This window comes from Ensifer sp. Root31 (assembly GCF_001424825.1).
Classification (GTDB): Bacteria; Pseudomonadota; Alphaproteobacteria; order Rhizobiales; family Rhizobiaceae; genus Ensifer; species Ensifer canadensis.
In genome coordinates this window covers 125,519-150,758 of the sequence record NZ_LMCO01000065.1, presented here as the reverse complement: position 1 = coordinate 150,758, position 25,240 = coordinate 125,519, and the positions used below count along the sequence as shown (strand labels likewise).

Annotated in this window: 22 protein-coding genes; 12 read left to right on the top strand and 10 right to left on the bottom strand. The window is 62.5% G+C overall.

Annotation, left to right across the window (positions count from 1 at the left end):
* The first annotated feature begins 54 nt into the window (after window positions 1-54).
* Window positions 55-903 carry an AraC family transcriptional regulator gene (locus tag ASD00_RS33675; protein WP_057211266.1) on the top strand — a complete coding sequence of 283 codons (849 nt, stop codon included), beginning with the start codon at window positions 55-57 and terminating at the stop codon, window positions 901-903.
* Between the two features lie 71 nt (window positions 904-974).
* Here the strand turns inward: ASD00_RS33675 and ASD00_RS33670 are convergent, their stop codons facing one another.
* The 3 genes from ASD00_RS33670 to puuE are packed head-to-tail and all read right to left on the bottom strand — an operon-like array spanning window position 975 to window position 3,937.
* A complete protein-coding gene (locus tag ASD00_RS33670; protein WP_057211263.1) occupies window positions 975-1,460 on the bottom strand; it encodes an ureidoglycolate lyase in 486 nt (161 codons plus the stop codon).
* 29 nt (window positions 1,461-1,489) lie between these two features.
* On the bottom strand, window positions 1,490-2,512 hold the full coding sequence (gene alc / locus ASD00_RS33665; RefSeq protein ID WP_057211261.1) for an allantoicase: 1,023 nt from the start codon (window positions 2,510-2,512) through the stop codon (window positions 1,490-1,492).
* A gap of 9 nt (window positions 2,513-2,521) precedes the next feature.
* Complete coding sequence (gene puuE, locus ASD00_RS33660) at window positions 2,522-3,937, bottom strand: allantoinase PuuE (protein WP_057211259.1); 1,416 nt, start codon at window positions 3,935-3,937, stop codon at window positions 2,522-2,524.
* Window positions 3,938-4,107: 170 nt separating this feature from the next.
* On the opposite strand from puuE, the gene uraH reads away from it, so the two are divergent.
* From uraH to xdhC, 4 genes are read left to right on the top strand one after another with little or no spacing between them, the layout of a single operon-like run.
* Complete coding sequence (gene uraH / locus ASD00_RS33655) at window positions 4,108-4,479, top strand: hydroxyisourate hydrolase (protein WP_025428592.1); 372 nt, start codon at window positions 4,108-4,110, stop codon at window positions 4,477-4,479.
* 6 nt (window positions 4,480-4,485) lie between these two features.
* Window positions 4,486-5,967 carry a xanthine dehydrogenase small subunit gene (gene xdhA, locus ASD00_RS33650; protein ID WP_057211257.1) on the top strand — a complete coding sequence of 494 codons (1,482 nt, stop codon included), beginning with the start codon at window positions 4,486-4,488 and terminating at the stop codon, window positions 5,965-5,967.
* A 12-nt stretch (window positions 5,968-5,979) separates the two neighbouring features.
* Window positions 5,980-8,331 (top strand): xanthine dehydrogenase molybdopterin binding subunit, encoded by a 2,352-nt coding sequence (xdhB, locus tag ASD00_RS33645; protein WP_057211255.1) that lies wholly within the window; start codon window positions 5,980-5,982, stop codon window positions 8,329-8,331.
* A complete protein-coding gene (xdhC, locus tag ASD00_RS33640; RefSeq protein ID WP_025428595.1) occupies window positions 8,331-9,200 on the top strand; it encodes a xanthine dehydrogenase accessory protein XdhC in 870 nt (289 codons plus the stop codon). The genes xdhB and xdhC overlap by 1 nt, the downstream gene beginning before the upstream one ends.
* 3 nt (window positions 9,201-9,203) lie before the next feature.
* Here xdhC and ASD00_RS33635 read toward each other — a convergent pair whose 3' ends face one another.
* A complete protein-coding gene (locus ASD00_RS33635; RefSeq protein ID WP_025428596.1) occupies window positions 9,204-9,581 on the bottom strand; it encodes a helix-turn-helix domain-containing protein in 378 nt (125 codons plus the stop codon).
* 99 nt (window positions 9,582-9,680) lie between these two features.
* Here ASD00_RS33635 and ASD00_RS33630 point away from each other — a divergent pair, with 99 nt between their 5' ends.
* A complete protein-coding gene (locus tag ASD00_RS33630) occupies window positions 9,681-10,661 on the top strand; it encodes a zinc-binding dehydrogenase (RefSeq protein WP_025428597.1) in 981 nt (326 codons plus the stop codon).
* A 34-nt stretch (window positions 10,662-10,695) separates the two neighbouring features.
* On the opposite strand, the gene ASD00_RS33625 is transcribed toward ASD00_RS33630, so the two are convergent.
* The gene (locus tag ASD00_RS33625) at window positions 10,696-11,610 is read right to left on the bottom strand and encodes a LysR family transcriptional regulator (protein WP_025428598.1); all 915 of its coding nucleotides are present in this window, start codon (window positions 11,608-11,610) and stop codon (window positions 10,696-10,698) included.
* Window positions 11,611-11,757: 147 nt separating this feature from the next.
* Here ASD00_RS33625 and ASD00_RS33620 point away from each other — a divergent pair, with 147 nt between their 5' ends.
* Both ASD00_RS33620 and guaD read left to right on the top strand, forming a co-directional pair.
* Complete coding sequence (locus ASD00_RS33620) at window positions 11,758-12,996, top strand: urate hydroxylase PuuD (protein WP_025428599.1); 1,239 nt, start codon at window positions 11,758-11,760, stop codon at window positions 12,994-12,996.
* Entirely contained in the window at window positions 12,993-14,348 is a 1,356-nt protein-coding gene (gene guaD, locus ASD00_RS33615; protein ID WP_057211253.1) for a guanine deaminase, read from the top strand. The genes ASD00_RS33620 and guaD overlap by 4 nt, the downstream gene beginning before the upstream one ends.
* Before the next feature lie 107 nt (window positions 14,349-14,455).
* Here guaD and ASD00_RS33610 read toward each other — a convergent pair whose 3' ends face one another.
* A complete protein-coding gene (locus ASD00_RS33610; protein ID WP_025428601.1) occupies window positions 14,456-15,277 on the bottom strand; it encodes an IclR family transcriptional regulator in 822 nt (273 codons plus the stop codon).
* 169 nt (window positions 15,278-15,446) lie between these two features.
* Here ASD00_RS33610 and gcl point away from each other — a divergent pair, with 169 nt between their 5' ends.
* From gcl to ASD00_RS33590, 4 genes are all read left to right on the top strand, one after another.
* Window positions 15,447-17,231 (top strand): glyoxylate carboligase, encoded by a 1,785-nt coding sequence (gene gcl, locus ASD00_RS33605; RefSeq protein WP_025428602.1) that lies wholly within the window; start codon window positions 15,447-15,449, stop codon window positions 17,229-17,231.
* A gap of 26 nt (window positions 17,232-17,257) precedes the next feature.
* Window positions 17,258-18,073 carry a hydroxypyruvate isomerase gene (gene hyi, locus ASD00_RS33600; protein ID WP_057211251.1) on the top strand — a complete coding sequence of 272 codons (816 nt, stop codon included), beginning with the start codon at window positions 17,258-17,260 and terminating at the stop codon, window positions 18,071-18,073.
* A gap of 5 nt (window positions 18,074-18,078) precedes the next feature.
* Window positions 18,079-18,963, top strand: a complete 885-nt coding sequence (glxR, locus tag ASD00_RS33595; protein ID WP_057211249.1) for a 2-hydroxy-3-oxopropionate reductase — start codon at window positions 18,079-18,081, stop codon at window positions 18,961-18,963.
* Window positions 18,964-19,086: 123 nt separating this feature from the next.
* The gene (locus ASD00_RS33590; protein WP_057211247.1) at window positions 19,087-20,355 is read left to right on the top strand and encodes a glycerate kinase; all 1,269 of its coding nucleotides are present in this window, start codon (window positions 19,087-19,089) and stop codon (window positions 20,353-20,355) included.
* 39 nt (window positions 20,356-20,394) lie between these two features.
* On the opposite strand, the gene hpaH is transcribed toward ASD00_RS33590, so the two are convergent.
* The 4 genes from hpaH to pbpC form a co-directional block, all read right to left on the bottom strand.
* Window positions 20,395-21,210, bottom strand: a complete 816-nt coding sequence (gene hpaH / locus ASD00_RS33585) for a 2-oxo-hept-4-ene-1,7-dioate hydratase (RefSeq protein ID WP_057211245.1) — start codon at window positions 21,208-21,210, stop codon at window positions 20,395-20,397.
* A gap of 146 nt (window positions 21,211-21,356) precedes the next feature.
* Window positions 21,357-21,968: a LysE family translocator gene (locus ASD00_RS33580; RefSeq protein ID WP_025428607.1), complete on the bottom strand. Its 612-nt coding sequence runs from the start codon at window positions 21,966-21,968 to the stop codon at window positions 21,357-21,359.
* Between the two features lie 207 nt (window positions 21,969-22,175).
* On the bottom strand, window positions 22,176-22,835 hold the full coding sequence (locus ASD00_RS33575; protein WP_057211243.1) for a response regulator transcription factor: 660 nt from the start codon (window positions 22,833-22,835) through the stop codon (window positions 22,176-22,178).
* A gap of 317 nt (window positions 22,836-23,152) precedes the next feature.
* Window positions 23,153-25,234 (bottom strand): penicillin-binding protein 1C, encoded by a 2,082-nt coding sequence (gene pbpC, locus ASD00_RS33570; protein WP_057211241.1) that lies wholly within the window; start codon window positions 25,232-25,234, stop codon window positions 23,153-23,155.
* Window positions 25,235-25,240 lie beyond the last annotated feature (6 nt).

The window sequence follows — 25,240 nt, the reverse complement described above, 5'->3', positions numbered from 1 at the left end:
AGCAATCTCGCGAGATAATGGACAAAACTCGCATCGCCATGCAGAGTGTCGCGCATGTTGGCTGAGCGCGAAGAGATCTATTTTCACACACCGGCACGTTTTGCAGGCGCGTTCCCCTACAAGGCGCTGGTTGCCGGCGCGCGGGTGGCGTTGCCGGAGGAGTCGCCGATACGCAAGCGCTTCCATCAGCACGTGCTCGTTCACACCACCTCGGGGCAGGGGCTGATAGAAGTGCGCGGGCAGCGGTTCGTCGCCGAGGAGGGCCTGTCGGTCTGGCTCGACACGTCGCAGGCCTATGAACATCGCTGCGCGCCCGACGCCCGTGAATGGCGATATCTCTGGATGGGTGTCGAGGGACATGGGTTGGACGAGGTCTATGCCTTCCTCAATGTGCAGCAGTCGCCGTTGTTCGAGCCGTCGGATCGCGAGGCGGCCCGCGTCGCGTTCCAGGCCGTCATCGGCTATCTCGACGATCGCTCGTCGGCAACGGATGCGCTGGTCAGTGCGGCGATTGCCGGCCTGATCGCCAACCTGAGTGCGCCGCGATTGGTGGGTGCTGCCGCACCCGACGATTCTGCCTCACGCGATCGCATAACCAGTGTGCTTGCCGCAGTCCGAAAAGACCTTGCCAAAGCCTGGACGATCGATGAGCTTGCGGTCCTCGCGCATCTCAGCCCATCGCAACTGTTTCGGAGATTCAAGGACACCATCGGTACGACGCCGATGGACTGGCTGCGCCATGAGCGCATCAACCAGGCAAAACGTCTGCTGGTCGAGCCGGAGGCGAAGGTTTCGGCAGTCGCGGCGCACTGCGGCTATCCCGATCCCTATCATTTCTCCCGCGATTTTCGCCGTTTGACCGGCTACACCCCGACGAGATTCAGGCGTGACGGTGGGTACTAGGGCTCGTGAACGAAAGGATGACGGGACCCACTCCGGTAGAGCGGGTCCGTCCTCTGGTGTCAAACCCGCCGTCAGCGCAGCAGGAATGGTTGCTCGAAGAAATGCTCCTCGAGATTGACGCCTTCGCCGCCGCGGTCGACCACGGCAAAGTCCGAGACGTCTTCCAACGGCGTCAGGATGCCGTGCCAGACATTGCGGGCGATATTGACGCCCTGGCCGGGCGCGGTCCGGAAGGCGATCGGTTCGCTCGGACCTTCAGCCGTCTCCTCCGAAACGACAACCAGGAACGGATTGTCGGTCAGGGGAATGAAGGCCTGACTGCCGAGCGGATGCCGTTCGACCATGGTCAGCTTCAACGGCAGCGGATAGGGCTCGCCGCGCACGAGGCTGATCATCGGCCGGGCCTTTTCGCCGGCGGTTTCGATCTTGGCGAGATCATGGTAGCGGGTGCATTTTCCACCGTTGATGGGAAAGCTGTGGGCGTTTTCAGTCTCGATCACGTCGCCGAATGGCGCGAATGCCTCGCGTGTCAGCGGCTTTATCTCGATCTCCTTCATGTGACGCTCCTCCGTCCTATGTTGGTCGTTTACGGGGTGCCGGCCCTTGCAATGCGCCCGAAGACACGCAGCCGGCTGACGCCGCCATCGGGGTAGATGTTGAGACGAACATGGGTGGCGCAACCGACCTCTTCGATCAGGTCAGGGCCGTACTCATGAATGCTGTCGGCGCTCAGTTTCTGGCGCGGGAGCACGTCCCGCCAATAGAGCGAAGATGCTGTTAGCGCCGCATCGACCGTACAGTCCGTCTCGCCGCGGTCGGCCGCCTGCACCGAACAGGCGTCGGGATAGTTGCCCTTGAAATGGGCGGTATCGACGATGATGCGTTCGATCGACGTGCGTGCGGCCAGCCTGACGATGATCCAGTCGTTGCCGGGTTCGCGCCGCCGTCGCGTCTCCCAGCCGTCGCCCATGTTGATCCCCCGCCCGGGTGCCAGCAGTCGTTGATGGCCGTAGTGGCCGTTGGAGAAGACGACGATCCGGCCGCCGAGCAGCGAGGATGCGAGATCGACCACGTCGTCGCCGATCCGATCCCGGTCGAGGGCGGGCGTGCCATAGACCCGCAACCGGGCAACGCCACCGTCGGGATAGATCCGCAGCCTGATATGGCTCCAGGTCCCATCTGCAAGGGCTGCGAAGTAGTGATGGGCGCTTGGACCAAGCGGGCTCATGCCCAAGAGCTCGGTCCAAGCGGTTGCTTCATCCGGCCCATCAGGCGCCAGACAGGCGTCGATTGCGCAGGCGGAGGGGTAGTTGCCGGTAAAATGCGTCGTATCGACGTCGAAGCCGGCGATCCGGCCGGTGGCGGCAAGCGCGACGATCGCATGGTCGTGGCCGGGACCGCGTCGACGCCGCGTTTCCCAGCCATCCATCCATTTGCCGTGTTCGTCGTAGACGCCGGGATGAAAGACAGCGGGACAATCCTGCAACAGCCGTTCGAGCGGGGCGAAGAACTCGTCGGTGGCAAACACCGGCCTTGCCCCGAGGCCGGCGGAGGCGAGATTGATCGCCTTGCGCGCGAAGTCAGGCAGGCCGACGCTGTCGATCGTCATCGCCTGCACTCAGCTCGGCAGCATGTCTTTGAGGCGGAGAAGAGCAATCCTTTCCACCTGCCGGCAGGCCGTCTCGAGCTCGCTGTCGCGATCGTTCTCGATCCGGGTTTCGAAGGCCGCCAGGATGTCCTCCTTGCTGCGGCCTCTGACCGCGATGATGAAGGGAAAGCCGAATTTTTCGACATAGGCGCTGTTGAGTTCGGTGAAACGCGTGCGTTCAGCATCGGTCAGGGCGTTAAGGCCGGCGGAAGCCTGCTCGCTGGTCGAGCTTTCGGTCAGCCGCTTTGCCTGCGCCAGCTTGCCGGCGAGATCCGGGTGGGCGTTGAGCACGGCAAGACGCTCGTCCGGCCTCGCCTCGCGGAAGACTGCAGTGAGCGCTGCAGCAAGCCCGATCGCCGTGTCGTTGGCGGCCGATAGCTCGCTGGCAAAGGCGCGCCTGGCGATCCAATCGGAATGTTCGAAAACGCCACCGAAGCGAGCGACGAAATCAGCCTCGGAAAGCTGCGATGGACGGTCGTCCCAGGCCTTGAAGGGATAGGTCTTTGCCCAATGCCGTGCGATATCGACGCGACGAGCTAACCAGACCTTTTCGTGGCCCTTCACGTAGTCGATGAAACGCGCAAGCGCTGCGGCGCGACCCGGCCTGCCGACAAGGCGGCAGTGCAGGCCGATGCTGAGCATCTTTGGTGCGCCGGCCGCACCTTCCGCATAGAGCACGTCGAAGCTGTCTTTGAGATAGCTGAAGAACTGGTCACCGCTGTTGAAGCCCTGCGCCGTTGCAAAGCGCATGTCATTGGTGTCGAGCGTGTAGGGAATGACCAGCTGGTGGCGGCCCGCATGTTCATGCCAGTAGGGCAGATCGTCGGCATAACTGTCCGAGACGTAGTCGAAGCCGCCAGTCTCGGTCACCAGATCGAGCGTGTTGTCCGAACAGCGACCGGTGTACCAGCCGCGCGGCGGTTCGCCGGTGACGATCGTGTGCAGCCAGATCGCCTCTGTGATCTCTGTCCGCTCCCGCTCAGGGCTGAATTCCTTGTGCTCGATCCACTTCAGACCGTGCGAGGCGATCTCCCAGCCGGCGTCTTGCATCGCGGCCAGCTGCGCCGGGGAACGCTTCAGCGCTGTTGCGACGCCATAGACTGTCGCGGGCACGCCCTTTTCCGTGAACATGCGATGAAGCCGCCAGAAGCCGGCGCGGGCGCCGTATTCATAGATCGATTCCATATTCCAGTGGCGCTGTCCGGGCCAAGCCTGCGCACCGACGATTTCCGAGAGAAAAGCCTCTGATGCGGCGTCGCCATGCAGCACGCAGTTCTCGCCGCCTTCCTCGTAATTGATCACGAATTGCACGGCAATCCGCGCCTCGTCGGGCCAGACGATGGTGGGGTTCGGGCCATGGCCGTGAAGATCGCGGGGGTATCTCATGCAAGCAGTCCTCCAGACATTTGTCTCTGCACCTCGATTCCTAACGGGATTTTTCCGCCGTCATTCCCCCCAAAAATTTTGAAAGTCTCGAATGATCCGCCCGCTTCTCAATGCACTGGCTCACCGGGATACTGCGAAATGGAAAGATGACTTCGGGAGGAGCAAGACGCATGCAATCTCATGGTGGAAACGACGGCCGTCTGACGACCCATGTACTCGATACGGCCAGTGGCAAACCGGCCAAGGACCTGCGCATCGAGCTGTATCGCATCGAGGGCGAGCGCCAGACGCATCTGCGCTCGGTCAGGACGAATGATGACGGACGCTGCGATCAGCCGCTGTTGAGCGGATCGCTGATGCAGGCCGGCACCTACGAGCTGCATTTCCACGCCGGCGACTATCTTGGGTCCGAAGCTGCGCGCGGCGCCAACCCGTTTCTCGATGTCATCCCGATCCGTTTCGGTATCGACGATCAGGCGGCGCACTATCATGTGCCGCTGCTCTTGTCGCCCTACGGCTATTCGACCTATCGCGGGAGCTGATCAGCAATGACCATTCAGATACGCAACACGATCCGTTTTCTCCTGAACCACCGCCTTGTCGAGCTTTCCGACGTTTCTGCGGTGCAGACATTGCTCGATTTCCTGCGCATCGATCGCAACCTGCGCGGAACCAAGGAAGGCTGTGCCGAGGGAGACTGCGGCGCCTGCACGGTGCTGGTCGGCCGCCTGCTCGGCGGGCAGCTCAAGTATGAATCCGTCAATGCCTGTATCCGCTTTGTCGGTTCGCTCGACGGCTGTCACGTGGTGACGGTGGATTCGCTGGCAACACCGGGTGGTCCACTCCATCCCGTCCAGCAGGCGATGGTCCAGACGCACGCGTCGCAATGCGGCTTCTGCACGCCTGGCTTCGTGATGTCGCTCTACGGGCTTTGGATGGAAAACGCCAAGCCGTCGGTCACCGAAATCGAGAAGGCGCTGCAGGGCAACCTGTGTCGCTGTACTGGCTATGCCGCGATCATTCGCGCGGCCGAGGCGATTTCGACCATCGGCGATCTGGGGAAGGATCCATTGTTTGCCGAACGCGATCGTATCGCCGGCGAACTCGCAGCCCTTCAGGATGGCCGCCGCGTGGTGATCGGCGAGGGAGCGGAACTGTTCATGCTGCCGGCTTCCGTCGATGATTTTGCCGATGTGCTCGAAGCCAATCCGAAAGCGACGATCGTTGCCGGCTCGACCGACGTCGGCCTCTGGGTCACCAAGTTCATGCGCGATATCGCGCCGGTCGTGCATCTCACGCACCTGGAAGAACTTCGTCGCATCACCGTCGACGACAAGGGTGTGACGCTTGGCGCTGGTGTCAGCTATGCCGAAGCCTATCCCGTCATTACCGAACATTTCCCGCAATTGCGCGAGCTTTGGGACCGGATCGGCGGACAGCAGGTCCGCAACATGGGTACGGTCGGTGGCAACATCGCCAACGGATCGCCGATCGGCGACACGCCGCCGGCATTGATTGCGCTCGGCGCGTCGGTGACGCTGCGCAAGGGCGCTCGCCGCCGTACCGTGGCGCTCGAAGATTTCTTCATTGCCTACGGCAAGCAGGATCGCGAGCCCGGTGAATTCGTCGAAGCGGTTCACATTCCTTTCCTCGAAGCTGACACCAGCTTTGCCGTCTACAAGATCACCAAGCGTCTGGATGAAGACATCACCGCCGTCTGCGGCGCATTCCGCCTGACATTCGACGGTGCCGGTGAAGTCGCTGACGCGGTGATCGCCTTTGGCGGCATGGCCGGAACACCGAAGCGGGCTGTTCATGTCGAGGCGGCGCTGAAGGGCAAGGCCTGGCAGGAGCCAACGGTCGAGCAGGCGATCTCCGCCTTCGATCAGGACTTCACGCCGCTTACCGACTGGCGCGCCTCGGCGGAGTATCGCCAACTGGTGGCCAAGAACCTGTTGCGCCGCTTCTATCTTGAAACGCAGGCGACCGGAAACATCCGGATCGACCGCAACATTGCCGTAGCCGTCTAGGAGGTGAGACCCATGAATGTGATGCAGCCCATCGACCGCATCCGCGGTGGCGTCCACGAAAACGAACGGCACGAGTCCGGCCACAAACATGTGTCGGGAACGGCCGAGTATATCGACGATATTCCGGAGCCGGCCGGCACATTGCACGGCTATCTCGGTCTGTCCCAGCGCGCCCATGCCGATATCCTGTCGATCGATTTCGACGCGGTCAGCGCCAGCGAGGGCGTCATCGGTATCCTCACAGCTGACGACATCCCGGGTGAAAACGACATCAGCCCCGCCCACAAGCACGACGATCCGGTGTTTGCAACCGGCAAGGTCGAGTTCTACGGCCAGCCGATGTTCGCCGTCATCGCCACGTCGCGTGAAGCCGCGAGGCGTGCAGCCGTCAAGGTCGAGGTCGAATACCGCGATCTGCCGCATGTGACCGACGTGCTTGAGGCTGCTGCCGCGAACTATCCTCTGGTCATCGATCCGCTGAAGCTGGAGCGTGGCGACATCGAAGCCGGTTTTGCCAAGGCGAAGAACATCGTCGAAGGCGAGATGCGCATCGGCGGTCAGGACCACTTCTATCTCGAAAGCCAGATTTCCTTTGCCATTCCCGGCGAGGACGATGAGGTCCTGGTTTATTCGTCGACCCAGCATCCGAGCGAAACCCAGCACATGGTGGCAACCGTGCTTGGCGTGCCGTCCAACGCCGTGACTGTCAATGTGCGCCGCATGGGTGGCGGCTTCGGCGGCAAGGAAACGCAGGCCAACATCTTCGCCGCCGTGGCGGCCCTGGCCGCAAAGAAATACCGTTGCGCCGTCAAGGTCAGACCTGACCGCGACGACGACATGTCGGCAACCGGCAAGCGTCACGACTTCCACGTCGACTACAAGGTCGGCTTCGATGACGAGGGCCGGATCGAGGCGGTCGATGCGGTGTTTGTGGCGCGCTGCGGCTTTTCCGCCGATCTCTCTGGACCCGTGACCGATCGCGCGCTCTTTCATGCCGACAACTGCTACTTCTATCCGAACGTCCGTCTTCGTTCGAAGCCGTTGAAGACCAACACCGTCTCGAACACTGCGTTTCGTGGCTTCGGCGGCCCGCAGGGCATGGTCGGCGGCGAGCGCATGATCGAGGATGTCGCCTATGCTGTCGGCAAGGATCCGCTCGAGATCCGCAAGCTCAACTTCTATGGCGGCGAGGGCCGCAATCTCACGCCCTATCACCAGACGGTCGAAGACAACATCATCGGGCGCATCATCGAGGAGCTCGAAACGTCGGCCGATTACGCTGCGCGTCGAGAGGCCGTGATCGCCTTCAACCGCGAAAACCACATCATCAAGCGCGGCATCGCGCTCACCCCGGTCAAGTTCGGCATCTCCTTCACCAAGACCGAGTACAATCAGGCAGGCGCCCTGGTGCACGTCTATACCGACGGGTCGATCCACCTCAACCATGGTGGTACCGAGATGGGGCAGGGGCTTTACACCAAGGTTGCCCAGGTGGTGGCCGACGAGTTCCAGGTTGATCTCGATCGCGTCAAGGTAACGGCGACGACGACGGGCAAGGTGCCGAATACGTCGGCGACAGCAGCGTCCTCCGGTTCGGATCTCAACGGCATGGCGGCCGCCAATGCGGCGCAGCAGATCAAGGCGCGGCTGGTGCGCTTTGCCGCCGAACGCTGGAATGTTGCCGAGGCCGATGTCGCCTTCGAGCCGAACACAGTGCGGATCGGCGCGGAACGCTTGCCCTTTGGCGAGTTCATCAAGCTTGCCTATGGCGCCCGTATCCAGCTGTCCGCCGCCGGTTTCTACAAGACGCCGAAAATCCACTGGAACCGCTCGGAAGGCCGCGGCCGTCCGTTCTTCTATTATGCCTATGGCGCGTCCTGCTCCGAAGTCAGCGTCGATACGCTGACCGGCGAATATCAGGTCGATCGCACCGACATCCTTCACGATGTCGGCCGATCGCTGAACCCGGCACTGGACCTGGGTCAGGTCGAAGGCGCGTTTGTTCAGGGCATGGGCTGGCTCACGACAGAGGAACTGTGGTGGGACGCCAAGGGTCGGCTGCGCACGCATGCGCCGTCGACCTACAAGATCCCGCTTGCCTCCGATCGACCGCGCGTGTTCAACGTTCGCCTGGCGGAATGGTCGGTCAACCGGGAGGAAACGATCCGGCGGTCAAAGGCCGTCGGGGAACCGCCGTTCATGTTGGGCATTTCGGTTCTGGAGGCGTTGTCGATGGCAGCGGCGAGCGTTGCGGAGTATCGTATTCCCCCGCGCATCGACGCACCGGCGACGCCGGAGCGGGTGCTGATGGCGATCGAGCGGCTGCGAGCCGCCGCAAGGCAAGGGGCTGTAGCACAGGGTTGATGGCGATGGTTGCGAGCCGAGAGGATATCAGGGACTTCCTGCGTCGCGAACCGGACTGCGTTCTGGTCGAGGTGACGGGTGCCGCAGGCTCGACGCCGCGCGACACCGACGCCTGGATGCTGGTGGCGCCGGACGGCCTCTTCGGCACCATCGGCGGCGGCCAGCTCGAATATATGGCGATCGACCACGGTCGTCGCGCGATGAAGCGCGGCGATGGCGCCGACACGATGACGGTCCCGCTTGGCCCCGAGATCGGTCAGTGTTGCGGCGGGCGCGTCGCGCTCGCCTTCACGCGCATCGATCGGGAGAAAGCCGCCATGTTGATTGAACGCAGCGATCTGGAGATTGCCAGCCGCCCCCATGTCTACGTCTTCGGCGCCGGGCATGTCGGTGATGCGCTGGCGATGGCGCTATCGCTTGTGCCGGTGCGCACCATTCTCGTCGACACCCGCGAGGACGAGCTTTCGGCCGCCGATATCCACGGTATCGAGACCTGCCTGACCGCGATGCCCGAGGCGGTGGTCCGCGATGCGCCGCGCGGCAGCGCCTTCGTGATCCTCACCCATGACCACGCGCTCGACTTCCTGATTGCAGCCGAGGCGCTCAGGCGTGACGACGCTTCCTATGTCGGCATGATCGGCTCGAAGACCAAGCGTTCGACCTTCAAGAACTGGCTGTCGCGGGAAATCGGCCGGCCCGATCTTTTCGATCGTCTTATCTGCCCGATCGGCGGCACGGCCGTGAAAGACAAGAGGCCGGCGGTGATAGCGGCCCTGGCCGCAGCCGAGATCATGACCGCCGCGCTCAATCATCATTGGGAGGCGCCGGCTGTCTCCTCGGTCAAGCCAGGCAAGCGCGTCGGCGCCTGACGCTCAGGCGCTTTGGCGCGGCCGGATGATGCAATCGCCGACTTGGTCGAATTCACCCAGTTCTTCGGCGTGACGCTGACCCCATTCGCACAGGGCAAGCAGGACCGGCTCGAGGCTCTGGCCCAGTGCCGTTGCCGAATATTCCACCCTTGGCGGCACTTCGCGAAAGATCTCGCGATGAACGAGGCCGTGTTCTTCCATCTCGCGAAGCTGCTGGATCAGGACTTTCTGGCTGACGGCCGGTACGAGCCGTCGCAACTCAGAGAGGCGCCTCGGACCGTCGAACAGGTGATAGAGGATCACTGCCTTCCATCGCCCGGAGATCACCTTGAGCGCACGCTCGGATGGCAGTGATGGCAGTCTCTTGATGATATCGGCCATGGTTACCAATCGGTCAGTATGGAACAAAAGGGTGTGTAGAGCCAAACGGGAGTCTAAGGCTAATTATGGATCAAAGCCAGTCAAATGAGGTTGAGATCCATGAAAGCAATCCGGTACCGCTCCTTCGGGAGCCCTGAAGTCCTTGAGCTGATCGATATGCCGAAGCCGGTGCCCGCGCACGGCGAAGTGCTGGTGCGGGTCGGGGCGATCGGGCTCAATTTCTTCGAAGTTCTGATGCGGCAGGACCGATACGCGGTGACACCTGGTTTGCCGATGGTGCCGGGTGTCGAGATCGCGGGCATTGTCGAGGCGCAGGGCGAAGGCGTGAAAACGCCGGCGGTCGGCACGCGTGTCGCCGTGCCGATGTTCGCCTCCGGCCGCGGGGCGGGCGGGTGCGCCGAATATGTCGCGATCGACGCTGACGCACTCGTGCCGATCCCCGGCGACGTTTCGTTCGAAGTGGCGACAGCGCTGATGATCCAGGGGCTGACGGCGCTTCATCTCGTTCGGCAAAGCAATCCGCAGGGAAAGACCGTGCTGGTGACTGCTGCGGCCGGCGGTGTCGGCTCGCTGCTCATTCAGCTTGCAAGAGAGGCTGGTGCAAAAGCGGTAATCGCGCTTGCGGGCGGCAGCGAGAAGGTCGCGTTCACACGCTCGCTCGGCGCGGACCTTGCAATCGACTACAAAGCAGCGGATTGGCGGTCGGAGCTTGGACAGCATCAGGCAGGTGGGTCAGTCGAGACGATCTACGACATGGTCGGCGGATCCTTCACCAAATCCGCGCTTGGTGTTCTGGCGCAAGGCGGTGAGCTCGTCTTCGGCGCGATGGGGCGCTTCGAACTCGAAGCCGCTGACGTCGAACAAATGCTTTCGGGCAATCAATCCCTGCGTGGGTTCGCTCTATTGCCGTTGCTCACGCCGTCCGCCCTGAAAACCGATCTCGGCGATCTGTTCCGTCGCGTGGAGGACGGGCGGCTCAAGGTCCATCTGGGTGGTCGGTTTCCGCTGGAACAGGCGGCAGAGGCGCACCGTGCCATGGAAACACGAAGCACGACCGGTAAGATCGTGCTCGTGCCTTAACCGATCAAGCAGAGCGCTGTTTTAGGCGGGGCTGTTAGGCGAGCATCTTGCCGATCAGCCGCTGACAGCGCTCCGCCATATAGTCGATCATCAGCCGAACCTTCGGGTCCTGGAAGCGCTTGTGCGGATAGATCGCCGCCAGTTGCACGCCGAGCGGCGGTGTCGAGGCAAGGATTGGCACCAGCTCGCCGGTGTTGATGTAGCTCTTCACCTCGAAGAGAGGCTTGTTGATGATGCCGCGACCATCGAGCGCCCATTGGGTCAACACATCGCCATCATCCGAATCGTAAGGCCCGGTCACTTCGAGCTTCCTGACACCCTCAGGCGTCTGCAATGTCCAGAAGTACTCCTTGGAACCGGGATAGCGCAGCAGCAGACAGTCATGTTTGTCGGCGATAAGCTCGTCGGGTGTTTGCGGCACGCCGCGCTTCTCGAAATAGGCCGGTGCGCCGCAGACGACGCGCTCGCAGTTCATGATGCCACGCATGCGCAGGTTCGAATCTTCGAGGATGCCGAGCTTGAAGGCGACATCGACGCCTTCCGACAGGATATCGACATTGTGGTCGGAGAGCCTGAGCCGCACCTCGATATCCGGATATTTGTCGTGAAACTCCGGAATGCCCGAGGCGATCAGCCGCCGACCTATCCCCAACGGAGCGGTAATCTTCAGCGCACCCTTCGGATTGTGCGACAGATCCGCGATGGCGTTCTCCGCCTCATTGACAGCTTCGAGAATCTTGACGGCACCGTCGTAGAACACACGGCCGTGCTCCGTCGGGGTCAGCTTGCGCGTCGTCCGATTGAACAGCCGAACGCCCATGTGGCGCTCCAACTCTTTGATTCTATTACTGGCAACCGCCGGCGTTACGCGCTGGTCGCGACCAGCTGCCGACAGGGTTCCAAGCTCTACGACGCGTACGAAGACGCGAACATTGTCCAGATATGACATGCCTCCCGATCTCTCCTCCGGGCGCTATCTAACGCATCCATTCCGTCGCGATTTTATAGATTTTTTTGAAAGTGTTGGTGAACCAGCGACGTTCCCGCGGCCTCCAGCAATGACACATAATGCGCCACGGAGAAATGGGAGAATTGCATGTACGAGTATGCCATAGCCTGGGATTGGCTCACCTTTGCCATGAGATGGCTACACGTCATCACCGGTATCGCATGGATCGGTTCGTCGTTTTATTTCGTCGCGCTCGATCTTGGCCTGAAGAAAAGACCCGATCTGCCTGTTGGAGCCTACGGCGAGGAATGGCAGGTCCACGGCGGCGGCTTCTATCATATCCAGAAGTATCTGGTGGCTCCATCAAACATGCCGGAGCACCTGATCTGGTTCAAATGGGAATCCTACGTCACCTGGCTTTCCGGTTTCGGCATGCTGTGCATGGTCTATTACGCCGGCGCTGACCTTTACCTGATCGACCCCAATGTGCTCGACGTATCGAAGACGACGGCGATCGCCATTTCGCTGGCATCGATCGGCTTCGGCTGGCTTGCCTATGATGCGATCTGCAAGTCGCCGGCCGGCCGCGACAACACCAAGCTGATGGTGCTCCTGTATTTCATCCTCGTCGGCATGGCCTGGGGCTATACGCAGCTTTTCACCGGCCGCGCCGCCTTCCTGCATCTGGGCGCCTTCACCGCGACGATCATGTCGGCGAACGTCTTCTTCATCATCATCCCGAACCAGAAGATCGTCGTTGCCGACCTGATCGCCGGCCGCACGCCGGACGCCAAATACGGCGTCATCGCCAAGCAGCGTTCCACGCACAACAACTACCTGACGCTGCCTGTGCTGTTCCTGATGCTGTCGAACCATTATCCGCTGGCCTTCGGCACCCAGTACAACTGGATCATCGCCTCGCTGGTGTTCCTGATGGGCGTCACCATCCGCCACTATTTCAACACCCGTCACGCCGACAAGGGCAATCCGACCTGGACGTGGCTTGCGACCGCGCTGCTCTTCATTGTCATCATGTGGCTGTCGACCGTGCCGAAGATCCTGAGCGGCGACGAGGAGGCGAAGGTTTCGGCGGCGCAGCAGCCGTTCGTTACCGCCGAGGCCTTTCCGAAGGTTCGCGACACCGTGCTTGGCCGCTGTTCCATGTGCCACGCCAAGGAGCCCGGCTGGGAAGGGCTGGTCGTGCCGCCGAAGGGCGTGACGCTGGAGACCGACGGCGAGATCGCCGCCCACGCACGCGAAATCTATCTGCAGGCCGGCCGTTCGCACGCGATGCCGCCGGCCAATGTCACCGGCATATCGGACGAGGAGCGCAAGCTCCTCGTCGCCTGGTATGAGACGGTCGTAAAGGGAGAGAAGGTTCAATGACCGATTTGCTGATCCGCGGCCGCGTGCTGACGTTTGTCGAGGCGCCCAAAGGCATCGACGACCACGCCTCCTATCGCTACTTCGAAGATGGCGCCGTGCTGGTTCGCAACGGCAAGATTGCCGATATCGGCGAGCATTCGGACGTTGCCCGCAGGGCCGGGCCAGCAGTCAAGGTTGCCGATCATCGACCGAACCTGGTGTTGCCGGGCCTGATCGACACGCATCTGCATTTCCCGCAGACGCAGGCTATCGCGTCCTATGGTGCGCAATTGCTCGAATGGCTGAACACCTACATTTTCGTCGAGGAACAAAAGTTCCGCCAGCCGGAGCATGCTCAATTCATTGCCGGCCGGTTCATGGACGAACTGCTTTCCAACGGCACCACCACGGCCGTTGCCTATTGTTCGGTGCATCCGGAGAGTGTCGATGCCTACTTCGGCGCTGCGGAAAGCCGCGGCATGCTGATGATCGGCGGCAAGGTAATGATGGATCGCAATGCGCCCGATGCGCTGCGCGACACGCCTCAACTCGGATATGACGAGACGAAGCAACTGATCGGCAAGTGGCACGGCCGCGGCCGCGCCCACTACGCCATCAGCCCGCGTTTCGCCATCACCTCGACGCCGGAACAGATGGAGATGAGCCGGGCGCTCGTCGCCGAACATCCGGAATGCTACGTCCAGACGCATCTGTCCGAAAACAAGGACGAGATCGCCTTTGCGACGTCGCTCTACCCGGAAGCGAAGGACTATACCGACATCTATGCACGCTACGATCTTTTGACCCGCAAGACGTTGCTCGGGCACTGCATTTACCTCAGCGATCGCGAGATCTCGGTTCTCGCCGAGACCGGCGCCGTCGGCACTTTCTGCCCGACCTCGAACCTGTTCCTCGGTTCGGGCCTCTTTGACCGCGACCGTTTCGACAAACTCGGCGCGCGCTGGTCGGTGGCAACGGACGTCGGCGCCGGCACCAGCTTCTCGATGCTGGAAACCATGGATGAGGCCTACAAGGTTCTTCATCTGCAGGGTCAGCGGCTTTCGCCGTTCAACTCGTTCTACATGATGACGCTCGGCAACGCGCGGGCGCTCGATCTCGACGACCGCATCGGCTCGCTGCATATCGGCGCCGACGCCGATATCGTCGTGCTCGACAGTCGCGCCAAGCCGTCGATGGAGCTGAGAATGCGCGTGGCCAAGACGCTCGCCGAGGAACTCTTCATCCTGCAGACGATGGGCGACGACCGATCGGTGGCCGAAACCTATGTTGCCGGCAAGCCGATGAAACATCTTGCCAGCAACCAGGCAGCCGAGACAGAAGCCACAGGCGGCCGGAAATTCGAGACGGTCTGAACCATCGCGGAAGCGTGGTCTCCCAACGTTCGACGCTGAACGTTCCAATCAACGCCGTACGCAAGCCTCCCCCACAAGGGGAGGCTTTCTTGTCAAAGATCTCCTTATCAGAGATCTTCGGGGCGCTTGCCGCCCATGGCCCGGGTCAAGGCATCGGCGCGCTCGCGCACGACCGGTCCCAGCACCAAGAGCTTGTCGTCATTGACGCGCACGGATGGTCCTGAGATCGAGATCCCGGCGATCGTTTCCCCATATTCGTTGAAGATCGGCGCTGCCACGCAGCGCATGCCGAGCGTGTGTTCCTCGTCGTCGATCGACCAGCCGCGCTGGCGGATCTTCTGGATGTCCTGCAGCAGCGCCGACAGGTTGTCGCGTGTCTTGTCGGTGAAATGCGCCAGGTCGCGTCCAGCCAGCAGATGCGCGACATCCTTGTCGGCCCAGGTCGACAGGATCGCCTTGCCGATTCCGGAGGCATGGATCGGCCCGCGCCGGCCGGGGCGGAAGAAGGCCCGCATCGGGGCATGGCTTTCCACCTGCGAGATGAAGACGACATCGCCGCCTTCTTCGATGCCGATATTGGCAGTCTCACCGCTTTCTTCCATCAGCTGTTTCAGAAACGGACGGCTGATGGTGCCGAGCTTGCGGAAGCGCAGATAGGCGTTGCCGATCTCGAATGCCTTGAGGCCGATCGTCCAGGCGCCGGTGTCGGGGTCGTTCATCACCATGCCGTGGTTGGCCAGAGACGTCAGCAGCCGGTGCACGGTCGATGGCGCCATGCCTGTGACATCGGACAAGTTCGTCAATGTCGAGCCGTCGCTTTCGGCAACGACCGCCAGCAGCGTCAGGCTACGGTCGAGCACCTGCACGGAGCCGGGCGCTGCGTTTTCGCCCGCCTTTCGGCCGCGTTTTCCCTTGCCTGTCGCATCCATGATCCATCCTCCAGCAGCCGAGTCATTCCTATCATCCTCTAGCAGGACCAGGATTGATTGTTTCGAAATTCTTGAAGATGTTTATTTCCATCTGGTGGAAATGAATTCCATTTAAATGTTGAACATTGATGACAATGGGGTATCGTCTCATCAAATAGGAGGAGTTCCCATGGCTAAGATGCGTGCCGTTGATGCGGCTGTTTACGTTCTTGAGAAAGAGGGCATCGATTGTGCTTTCGGCGTGCCCGGTGCGGCAATCAATCCGTTTTATTCCGCTCTGAGGGCGCGCGGCTCGGTTCGCCACATCCTTGCCCGCCACGTAGAGGGCGCCTCGCATATGGCGGAAGGCTACACCCGCGCCAAGCACGGCAACATCGGCGTTTGCATCGGCACGTCAGGCCCGGCCGGCACCGACATGATCACCGGCCTTTACTCGGCTTCCGCCGACTCGATCCCGATCCTCTGCATCACCGGGCAGGCGCCGCGCGCCCGCCTGGACAAGGAGGATTTCCAGGCCGTCGATATCTCCAAGATCGCAGCACCTGTCACCAAGTGGGCTGTCACCGTCATGGAGCCGGCGCTGGTGCCATTCGTCTTCCAGAAGGCTTTTCACCTGATGCGCTCCGGACGACCGGGGCCGGTGCTGATCGACCTGCCGGTCGACGTCCAGCTGGCCGAGATCGAATTCGATCCCGAGACGTATGAGCCGCTCGAGCCCTACAAGCCGAAGGCGACGCGCGCGCAGGCCGAGAAGGTCATTGCGATGCTGAACGAGGCCGAGCGGCCGTTGATCGTCGCCGGTGGCGGCATCATCAATGCCGACGCCTCGGATCTCTTGACCGAATTTGCCGAGATCACCGGCGTTCCTGTCATTCCGACACTGATGGGCTGGGGTACGATCCCGGACGATCATCCGCTGATGGCCGGCATGTGCGGCCTGCAGACGTCGCATCGCTACGGCAATGCCAGCATGCTCGCCTCCGACTTCGTGCTCGGCGTCGGCAACCGTTGGGCAAACCGCCACACCGGCAACATACCGACCTATACCGAGGGTCGAAAGTTCGTTCACGTCGATATCGAACCGACGCAGATCGGACGCGTCTTCGCGCCGGATTTCGGCGTCGTCTCAGACGCGGGGGCAGCGCTGAAGCTCTTCCTTGACGTTGCGACGGAATGGAAGACCGCCGGCAAGCTGCGCGACTGGTCGGGCTGGGCGCAAGAATGCCGCGAGCGCAAGCGGACCATGCTGCGCAAGACCCATTTCGACCAGACGCCGCTAAAGCCGCAGCGCGTCTATGAAGAGATGAACAAGGCCTTCGGCCGCGACACCTGCTATGTGTCGACCATCGGCCTCAGCCAGATCGCCGGCGCGCAGTTCCTGCACGTCTACAAGCCGCGCAACTGGATCAATTGCGGCCAGGCCGGTCCGCTCGGCTGGACCCTGCCGGCTGCCCTTGGCGTGCGTGCCGCCGATCCCGATAGGCCGATCGTCGCACTTTCCGGCGACTATGATTTCCAGTTCATGATCGAGGAACTGGCGGTCGGCGCCCAGCACAAGCTGCCCTACCTGCATGTTGTCGTGAACAATTCCTACCTCGGCCTCATCCGCCAGGCGCAGCGCGGCTTTAACATGGACTTCGAAGTCAGCCTCGCCTTCGACAACATCAATGCGTCTGAAGACGCGGAGAAGGGCTATGGCGTCGACCATGTCGCCGTTGCCGAGGGTCTCGGCTGCAAGGCGATCCGGGTGCGCAGCCCCAACGAGTTCCAGGAAGCGTTCGACCGCGCCCGCGCCCTGATGGATGAGCACCAGGTTCCCGTCGTCATCGAGTTCATCCTCGAGCGCGTCACCAACATCGCCATGGGTGCGGACATCAACTCCGTCGTCGAGTTCGAGGAACTGGCGGCGCGTGGCGAAGATGCACCGACCGCGATCGAAGCGCTTCTCGATTGAAAACTATCACAAGGAGGAAAAATCGCATGGCGAAGTTCGCTGCGAACCTGACAATGCTGTTTACCGAGGCGCCGTTCCTCGATCGCTTTGCCCTTGCTGCAAAAGCCGGCTTCGAAGGCGTCGAGTATCTCTTCCCCTACGAGTTCGAGAAGGTCAGCCTGCGCGCCGAGTTGCAGCGTTACGGTCTGAAACAAGTGCTGCACAACCTGCCGGCCGGCAACTGGGCCGGCGGCGAGCGCGGCATCGCCATCCTGCCCGACCGGATCGACGAGTTCCGCAAGGGCGTGGCGAGCGCCATCGACTATGCGACCACGCTTGATTGCAAGCAGGTCAACTGCCTGGTCGGCATCGCGCCGGACGGGGTCTCGGAAGCCGTGCTGCGCACCACGCTGGTCGCCAACCTCAAGCTGGCCGCGAGCGAACTGGGCAAGCAGGGCATTCGCCTGCTGATCGAGCCGATCAACCACTTCGATATTCCCGGCTTCTACCTCAACACGGTCGAGCAGGCCGCTTCGATCATCGACGAGGTCGGCAGCGACAACCTCTTCATCCAGTACGACCTCTACCATCAGCAGCGCACGCAAGGCGAACTCATCGGTACCTACAGGCGCTTTGCCGGCCGCATCGCCCACGTCCAGCTTGCCGATAACCCGGGCCGCAACGAACCGGGTACGGGCGAGATCAACTATCCCTACGTCTTCGATGCGCTCGAAGAGGCGGGCTACGACGGCTGGATCGGCTGCGAATACAAGCCGCGCACGACCACGGTCGAGGGCCTTGGCTGGCTTGGCACCGAGCGCAAGCGCACGCAATCCGCAGACATCATCAAGATCAGGAGTTAAGCACAATGGCAACGATCGGCTTTATTGGACTGGGCATCATGGGTACGCCGATGGCACGCCATCTGCAGGATGCCGGGCATACGATCATCACTTCGAAATTTGCGATCCCGCCGCGGCAGGAACTGCTCGACAATGGCCTGACGTTTGTCGAGACGCCGAAGGCACTTGCCGAGGCGGTCGACACGATCATCCTGATGCTGCCGGACACGCCTGAAGTGAAGGACGTTCTCTTCGGCGAGAACGGCGTCGCCTACGGCCTTTCCAAGGGCAAGTTGGTCATCGACATGAGCTCGATCTCGCCGATCGAGACCAAGGAATTCGCCAAAAAGGTCCGCGAAACCGGTGCGGAATACGTCGACGCACCAGTCTCCGGCGGCGAAGTCGGTGCCAGGAACGCTTCGCTTTCGATCATGGCCGGCGGCTCTCAGGAGAGCTTCGACCGGGCCTTGCCGTTGTTCCAGCTGATGGGCAAGAACATCACCCTCGTCGGCGATTGTGGCGATGGCCAGGTGACCAAGGTCGCCAACCAGATCATCGTTGCGCTGACGATCGAGGCGGTGTCCGAGGCGCTCGTCTTCGCGTCGAAGGCCGGCGCCGATCCGGCACGGGTTCGCGAAGCGTTGATGGGTGGTTTTGCCTCCTCGCGTATTCTCGAAGTGCATGGCGATCGCATGATCAAGCGCACCTTCGATCCGGGCTTCCGCATCTCGCTGCACCAGAAGGATCTGAACCTGGCGCTGCAGGGCGCAAAATCCCTCGGCATTTCGCTACCGAACACGGCAGCGACGCAGGAGCTGTTCAACAACTGCGCCGCCAATGGTGACAGCGGGCTTGACCATTCCGGCCTGGTGCGTGCCCTTGAGCGCATGGCGAACCATCAGGTCGCCTGAAGCACCGCTACGACAGCATGAAAATACGCATGATCGACCGGCGGCCCGTTCCGTCTGCCGATCGTGCCTCCGGGCGGCGGAAGGAGGAGCCGCCGCCCGAGATCTTGGATGAAGGGGAGAGACATGGCAGCCATTGCCGATCCGCGCACGTTTCTGGAAACGCTGTTCACATCGGCGGTTGCCGCTGCCGACCCGGCACTGGTGATTGCCGCCAACCTGCCGGAGCGGCCGAAGGGCCGGACCGTCGTCGTCGGCGCCGGCAAGGGTGCGGCGCAGATGGCACAGGCCTTCGAGCGACATTGGGATGGTCCGCTTTCCGGCGTCGTCGTCACCCGCTACGGCTACGCAGCCCCTTGCCAGCGTATCGAGGTGCTGGAAGCATCGCATCCGCTGCCGGATGAAAGCGGTCTGCAGGCCTCTCGGCGCCTGATCGCCGAGGTCAGCGGCCTGTCGGAAGACGATCTGGTCGTTGCTCTTGTCTGCGGTGGTGGATCGGCCCTGCTGCCGTCACCACCTCCAGGCCTTTCGCTGGACAATGAAGTCGCCGTCAACCGGGCGCTGCTCGCCTCGGGCGCGCCGATCAGCGCCATGAATGCGGTGCGCAAGCACGTCTCATTGATCAAGGGTGGCCGGCTCGCGGCCGCGGCCTATCCGGCGAAGGTCGTTTCACTCATCGTATCTGATATTCCCGGCGATGACCCGGCGCTGGTCGCCTCCGGTCCGACCCTGCCCGACGCAAGCACTCGTGCCGACGCCCTGAAGATCATCGAGCGCTATGGCCTGCAATTGCCCGAAAAGGTTCTGGCGTGGCTCGCCGATCCGGCTGCCGATGCGCCGTCGCCGTCCGACCCGCGTTTCGCTGCCAACGAAGTACGCCTGATCGCATCCGCTTCCGTCTCGCTCGAGGCGGCTGCCGCCAAGGCGCGGGAGGCCGGCATCGAGGCAATCATTCTCTCCGACGCGATTGAAGGCGAGGCGCGTGACGTCGGCAGTGTTCACGCGGCAATCGCCCGTGAGGTCGCAGGCCGCGGCCGCCCCTTCGCGAAGCCCGTTGTCGTTCTTTCCGGCGGCGAGACGACCGTTACCATGCGCGGGGCAGGCAAGGGCGGACGCAACAGCGAGTTCCTGCTGTCGCTGGCCCTTGGCATTGATGGCGCCGTTGGCGTTGCGGCGCTTGCCGCCGATACCGATGGCATCGACGGTTCCGAGGACAATGCCGGCGCCTTTGCCGACGGAACGACGATCGCCCGGCTCGCCGCACAGCGGCTCGACGCCTCAGCACTCCTGCAGCGGAATGATAGCTGGAGTGCCTTCGACGCGCTCGGTGATATCTTCAAGCCCGGGCCGACCGGCACGAATGTCAATGATTTCCGCGCAATCCTGGTGCAATAGGACGCGAGGATGGGTGCCTAAGACATTGGTGCCGCTGGGTCAGGCGGCGCTTCGGGCGAAGTGGCAGCTGACCGTGCCGTGATTGCCGAAATCCGCAACGAAGGTGTCGCCGCTGCGCGCCTCCACCGCACGCACGAACGAGCCGGAAAGCACGATCTGGCCCGGTTCGATCGCGTCGCCATACTGCGCCAAGCGGTTGGCGAGCCAGGCGATGCCATGGGCGGGATGATTGAGAACGCCCGCCCCCAATCCGGCTTCTTCCACTTCGGCGTTGCGCGAGAGGATGGCGCCCATCCAGCGCATATCAACCGCGTCGGGGCGCATCGGTCGTCCGCCAAGGATCAGCCCGGCATTGGCCGCATTGTCGGCGATCGTATCGGCGATCCCTCGGGCTTGCTGTGTCTCGGGATCGCGTCTGACGATGCGGGTGTCGAGGATCTCAAGCGCGGGGATCACGAAGTCGGTGGCGTTGAGCACGTTCAGGATAGTGACGCGCGGCCCTTTGAGCGGCGCCTTCATCACGAAGGCGATTTCGGCCTCTACGCGAGGCTGGATGAAGCGATCGGCGGGAATGGTTGAACCATCCTCGAACAGCATGTCGTCGAACAGCACGCCGGAATCCGGCGTGTCGATATCAAGCGCCTGCTGCATGGCCTTTGACGTCAGCCCGATCTTGAAGCCGATGATCCGTCGGCCGAGGTCCCGCTTGCGCCGCACCCAGGCGGATTGAACCGCATAGGCGTCGTCTATCGTCATCCCCGGATGTTTGAGGGATAACAGGCCGACCTGGCTGCGATCGATTTCGGCCTGGTGAAGGCTCTCGGCTGCTTGCGAAATCTCGGCAGGGCTGAGCATGCGACCGTTTTCCTCTCGCACGGACGTCATCCATAGCCTTGCGATGGCATCCGAAGGACTTCGAGCTTTGCGCTGACGTTCAAGGCCCGGATATCATCGCCGAAACAATCGGGATAGGAAAGGGTTTGATCGCAAGACCCCTCGTGTCAGACGGACTGCGTTGCCAGCATCATGCCGAGGCCGATGAGGATCGAACCGCATGCCCGCGGGACCAGGCTGCTCTGGCCGGTGAAGCGACCAAGGGTCAGGGATGCGAGTATCACAGCGGCGACATCAGCGGCCGACAACGCCAGATTGACCAGCATGCCGAAGACCAGGAACTGCAGGGAGACCGGCATTGCCGCTGCCGGGTCGACGAATTGCGGCAGGAACGTCACGAAGAACAACGCCGTCTTAGGGTTGAGGATTTCGACGAGGATGCTGTCGCGCAGCACGCCGGGCTTGGCATCGGTCTTATGCGTATCATGCTTGCCGATGCCGAGCAGCATCGTGCCGCCAAGCCAGACCAGATAGACGGCGCCGGCAAGTTTGATTGCCGCATAGACAAACGGTGCATGGCTGAGAAGGGCGGCAAGCCCGAGGGTTGCGGCTGCAATATGCACATAGCAGCCGATATGGATGCCGAATGCGGCCAAAAAACCGGCTTTGCGGCCATGCGCCAAGGTCTGCGCCGTCATGTAGAGAATGGCGGGCCCCGGCATGCAGGCAAAGATCGCCGTAGCGACCGCAAACGAAATCCAGTGCTCGATCGAGGGCATCGCAGTTCCTCCGGTTTGCCGGCTGCCCCTCCGGCAGCGTGGCATTCGGCCCGACCCCGTCGGTGCGGAATCGGGTCGGCAGAGAACTACGCTTGGTTGTAGATCGGCGACATACGGCAGGTGCCGTATTTCGGAGCCTCGAACCTGCGGCCAATGATGTGGTGGTTAAGGGAATGTCACCGCTGGAGCCGGCGCGGCATGCGGATTTCAGCCAATGGGCAGGCCGATGCGCACAGCGTAGGCGGCGAGTTCGGCAGCGCTATGCAGGCTGAGCTTGCGCATCAGGTTTTCGCGGTGCTTGCGCGCGGTGAGCGGGCTGATGCCAAGCCGTTCGGCAATCTCGCGAGCCGTCAGGCCCTGAGCCGCGAGCGAAAGGATCTGCATCTCCCGCCGGGTCAGGGGAATGGGCGAAAGCGCTTCGTCGGTCGCGGACGGCAAGGTCCGTCGCTCCGGGTGGCTGACGGCAAAGCGTATCGATTGTGCGAGGTAGATTTCGTTGGCGCCAAGCGCGTCAACGGCAGAGGCAAGCTCGGCCGGGTCGCCGTTCTTCGTGAGATAACCGCTTGCGCCCGCATCTATGGCGGCGCGGACCGTTCGCGGTTCGATATTGGCGGTCAGCACTAGGATCTTCATTCTCGGAGCCAGTTCCCTGATGTCGGCGATGAACTGGATGCCTGCCACGCCCGGCATGCCGAGATCGAGGGTCAGAAGGTCTGCCGGCTCACTTCTCGCAAGCGCCAACACGGCTTCGCCGTCGGCGGCCTCGGCAACCACGGATATGCCCGCCATCGTCGAAAGTAGCATCTTCAAGCCTTCGCGAACGATGGCATGGTCGTCGGCAACGATGACGTTCATGGCCTTCGACATTTCAGCAATCCTTCATTGATATCAGCAATTGTCCGCAACCATAAACAGGTTCGCGTGCGGAGGCGATGCAAACAGCGTGAGCGACTGCAACCTCTCCTGATAGAACTACTATTTCGTCAATCTTACGCGGTGCTGGTCGCAAATTTGGTCATTCCACTACCGGTTGCCATTGATCCGAAGGAGTGGATGCGGTGAGACCCGTTGGCGGGATGCACCGTAACCCTCCATACGCGGACAGTCGGGCGCCTCGGCGGTATTCTGACCGTTCACGCCGGGTCGAGCGACGTGCGCAAACTGCAGCCGACTGAGGGTCTCATCTATTCGATAAAGACGCGCACGCTGGCGGCCCGACCCACGGCGTCGATGACCGTGAGGGTGGAATAGCCGGCGCCATCGGGCTGCCATTGCGTCGTCCGCCGGCGGGTCGGATCGGGCAACGGCTTGCCATTTGCGAGCCACCGGAAGGGCGCGCGGCCGCCCTGCAGCTTCAAAGTAAGCGGTGACATGGTCTCATGGTCGATGCCAAGTTCGACACGCGCGCCCTCGGGCGGAAAGACGATCTGTGGCGCCGGCTCGCGCGCCGAGGCGTTGACGAGGCCGCTTGCGGTCATCGAGAAGCGGCGCTGGCTGATCGGCAGCTCGATTTGGGAGATGCGCACAGCGCCCGGCGGTGCATCCGGCAGCGGCGTGATCGGCAATCCGGATTTGGCAAAGCCTTCAAAGAGAATGGGCGCGGCCGCGCCATAGCCGGTCAGCCCCGGAACGGCGCCATTGTCCGGCCGCCCGACCCAGACCCCGAGCACATAACGGCCGTCGTAGCCGACCGACCAGGCGTCGCGATAGCCATAGCTGGTGCCGGTCTTGTAGGCGATGCCGCGCTGCCGGCTTCCCGCCGGCGGCAAGACGGCCGAGAGCACATCCGAGACATGCCAGGCGGAAACGGGCGAAAGCAGCGGTTCGCCGTCGATCAGACCGGCCGTGCCGGTGATGCCATCGCCGAGCCGCACCGGGAAGCCGCGATTGGCAAGACCCGCATAGAGCTGCACGAGATCGCGCAGCGTCAGGCCGACCCCGCCAAGGCCGATTGCCAGCCCGGGTGCCTCGCCTGCGGGCAGCACAGGCTTCACCTCGGCGCGGCGGAACCTGACCATCAGCCGGGCAGGGCCGACGACGTCGAGCAGGCGAATGGCCGGAACGTTGAGCGACAGTTGCAACGCCTGGCGCACGCTGACGTCGCCTTGGTAGCTCATGTCGAAATTGCGCGGGCGGTAACCGAAGAAATCGGCCGGTCGATCCTCGATAATGGTTTCCTGGCTGACCAGGCCCTCCTCGAAGGCGAGACCGTAGATGAAGGGTTTTAGCGTCGAACCGGGCGAGCGGGTGATCCGCGTCATATCGATCCAGCCCGAGCGGCTCGCGTCGAAATAATCGGCCGAGCCGACTTCGCCGATGATCTCGCCCGTGCGTGCGTCGGCCATGATCATGGCGACCGACACTCTCGGTCCCAGTTTGGCCGCTCCCTCGCGCGCAACCGCTTCGAGGCCGCGCTGGACATTGCGGCGCAGCGTCGTGTGATGCTGCGCGGCCGTCGGTTGCTTGCGTAGCGCCGTCTCGGCCAGATGGGCGGCATAGGCTGGCAACTGAAGGCGGCGGTCCGGAATGGCCGTCATCGCCGCCCGTTCAGCTTCGCCTTCGCCGATCACGTCGGCAACCGCCATCCGGGTCAGGACGCGCTTGCGGGCAGCTTCGGCTGCGGCGTGGTTGCGGTCCGGCCGGCGCTTTTCCGGCAATTGAGGCAACGCCACCAGCAGCGCGGCTTCGCCTACAGATAGTCGCTTGGGTTCCTTGCCGAACCAGGCGAGGCTTGCGGCGCGCACCCCCTCAAGATTGCCGCCATAAGGTGCGTGGCTGAGGTAAAGGTCAAGAATCTGGTCCTTGGACAGCCGGCGCTCGATCTGGATCGCGCGCGCAATCTGAAGCAGCTTGGCCGCAATGCTTCGTTGTTCGCGCGGTTCGATCAGCCGCGCCACCTGCATCGAAAGGGTGGAGGCGCCGGAAACGATGCGGCCGTTGGTGACGAACTGCAGCGCGGCGCGGCCGAGCGCCAGGAAGTCGATGCCGGCGTGCTCGCGAAACCGCTGGTCCTCATAGGCAACCAGCATCCGCAGAAACTGCGGGTCGACGTCACCGACAGTCGTGTTCAGCCGCCAGAGACCGTCAGGTGTTGCAAAGGCCCTGAGCAATTGGCCGTCGACGTCGAGAACCTCGCGAGACACGATGCCAGCCGCTCCCAGTGGCGGCGGAAATGCCTGGTCAGCCTTGTCGAGCGCAAAGGCAGACAGCCCCGTCAGCAACAGGCCGACGGGGATCGCGATCAGCAATTTTTGCCTTATCGACATTATCGG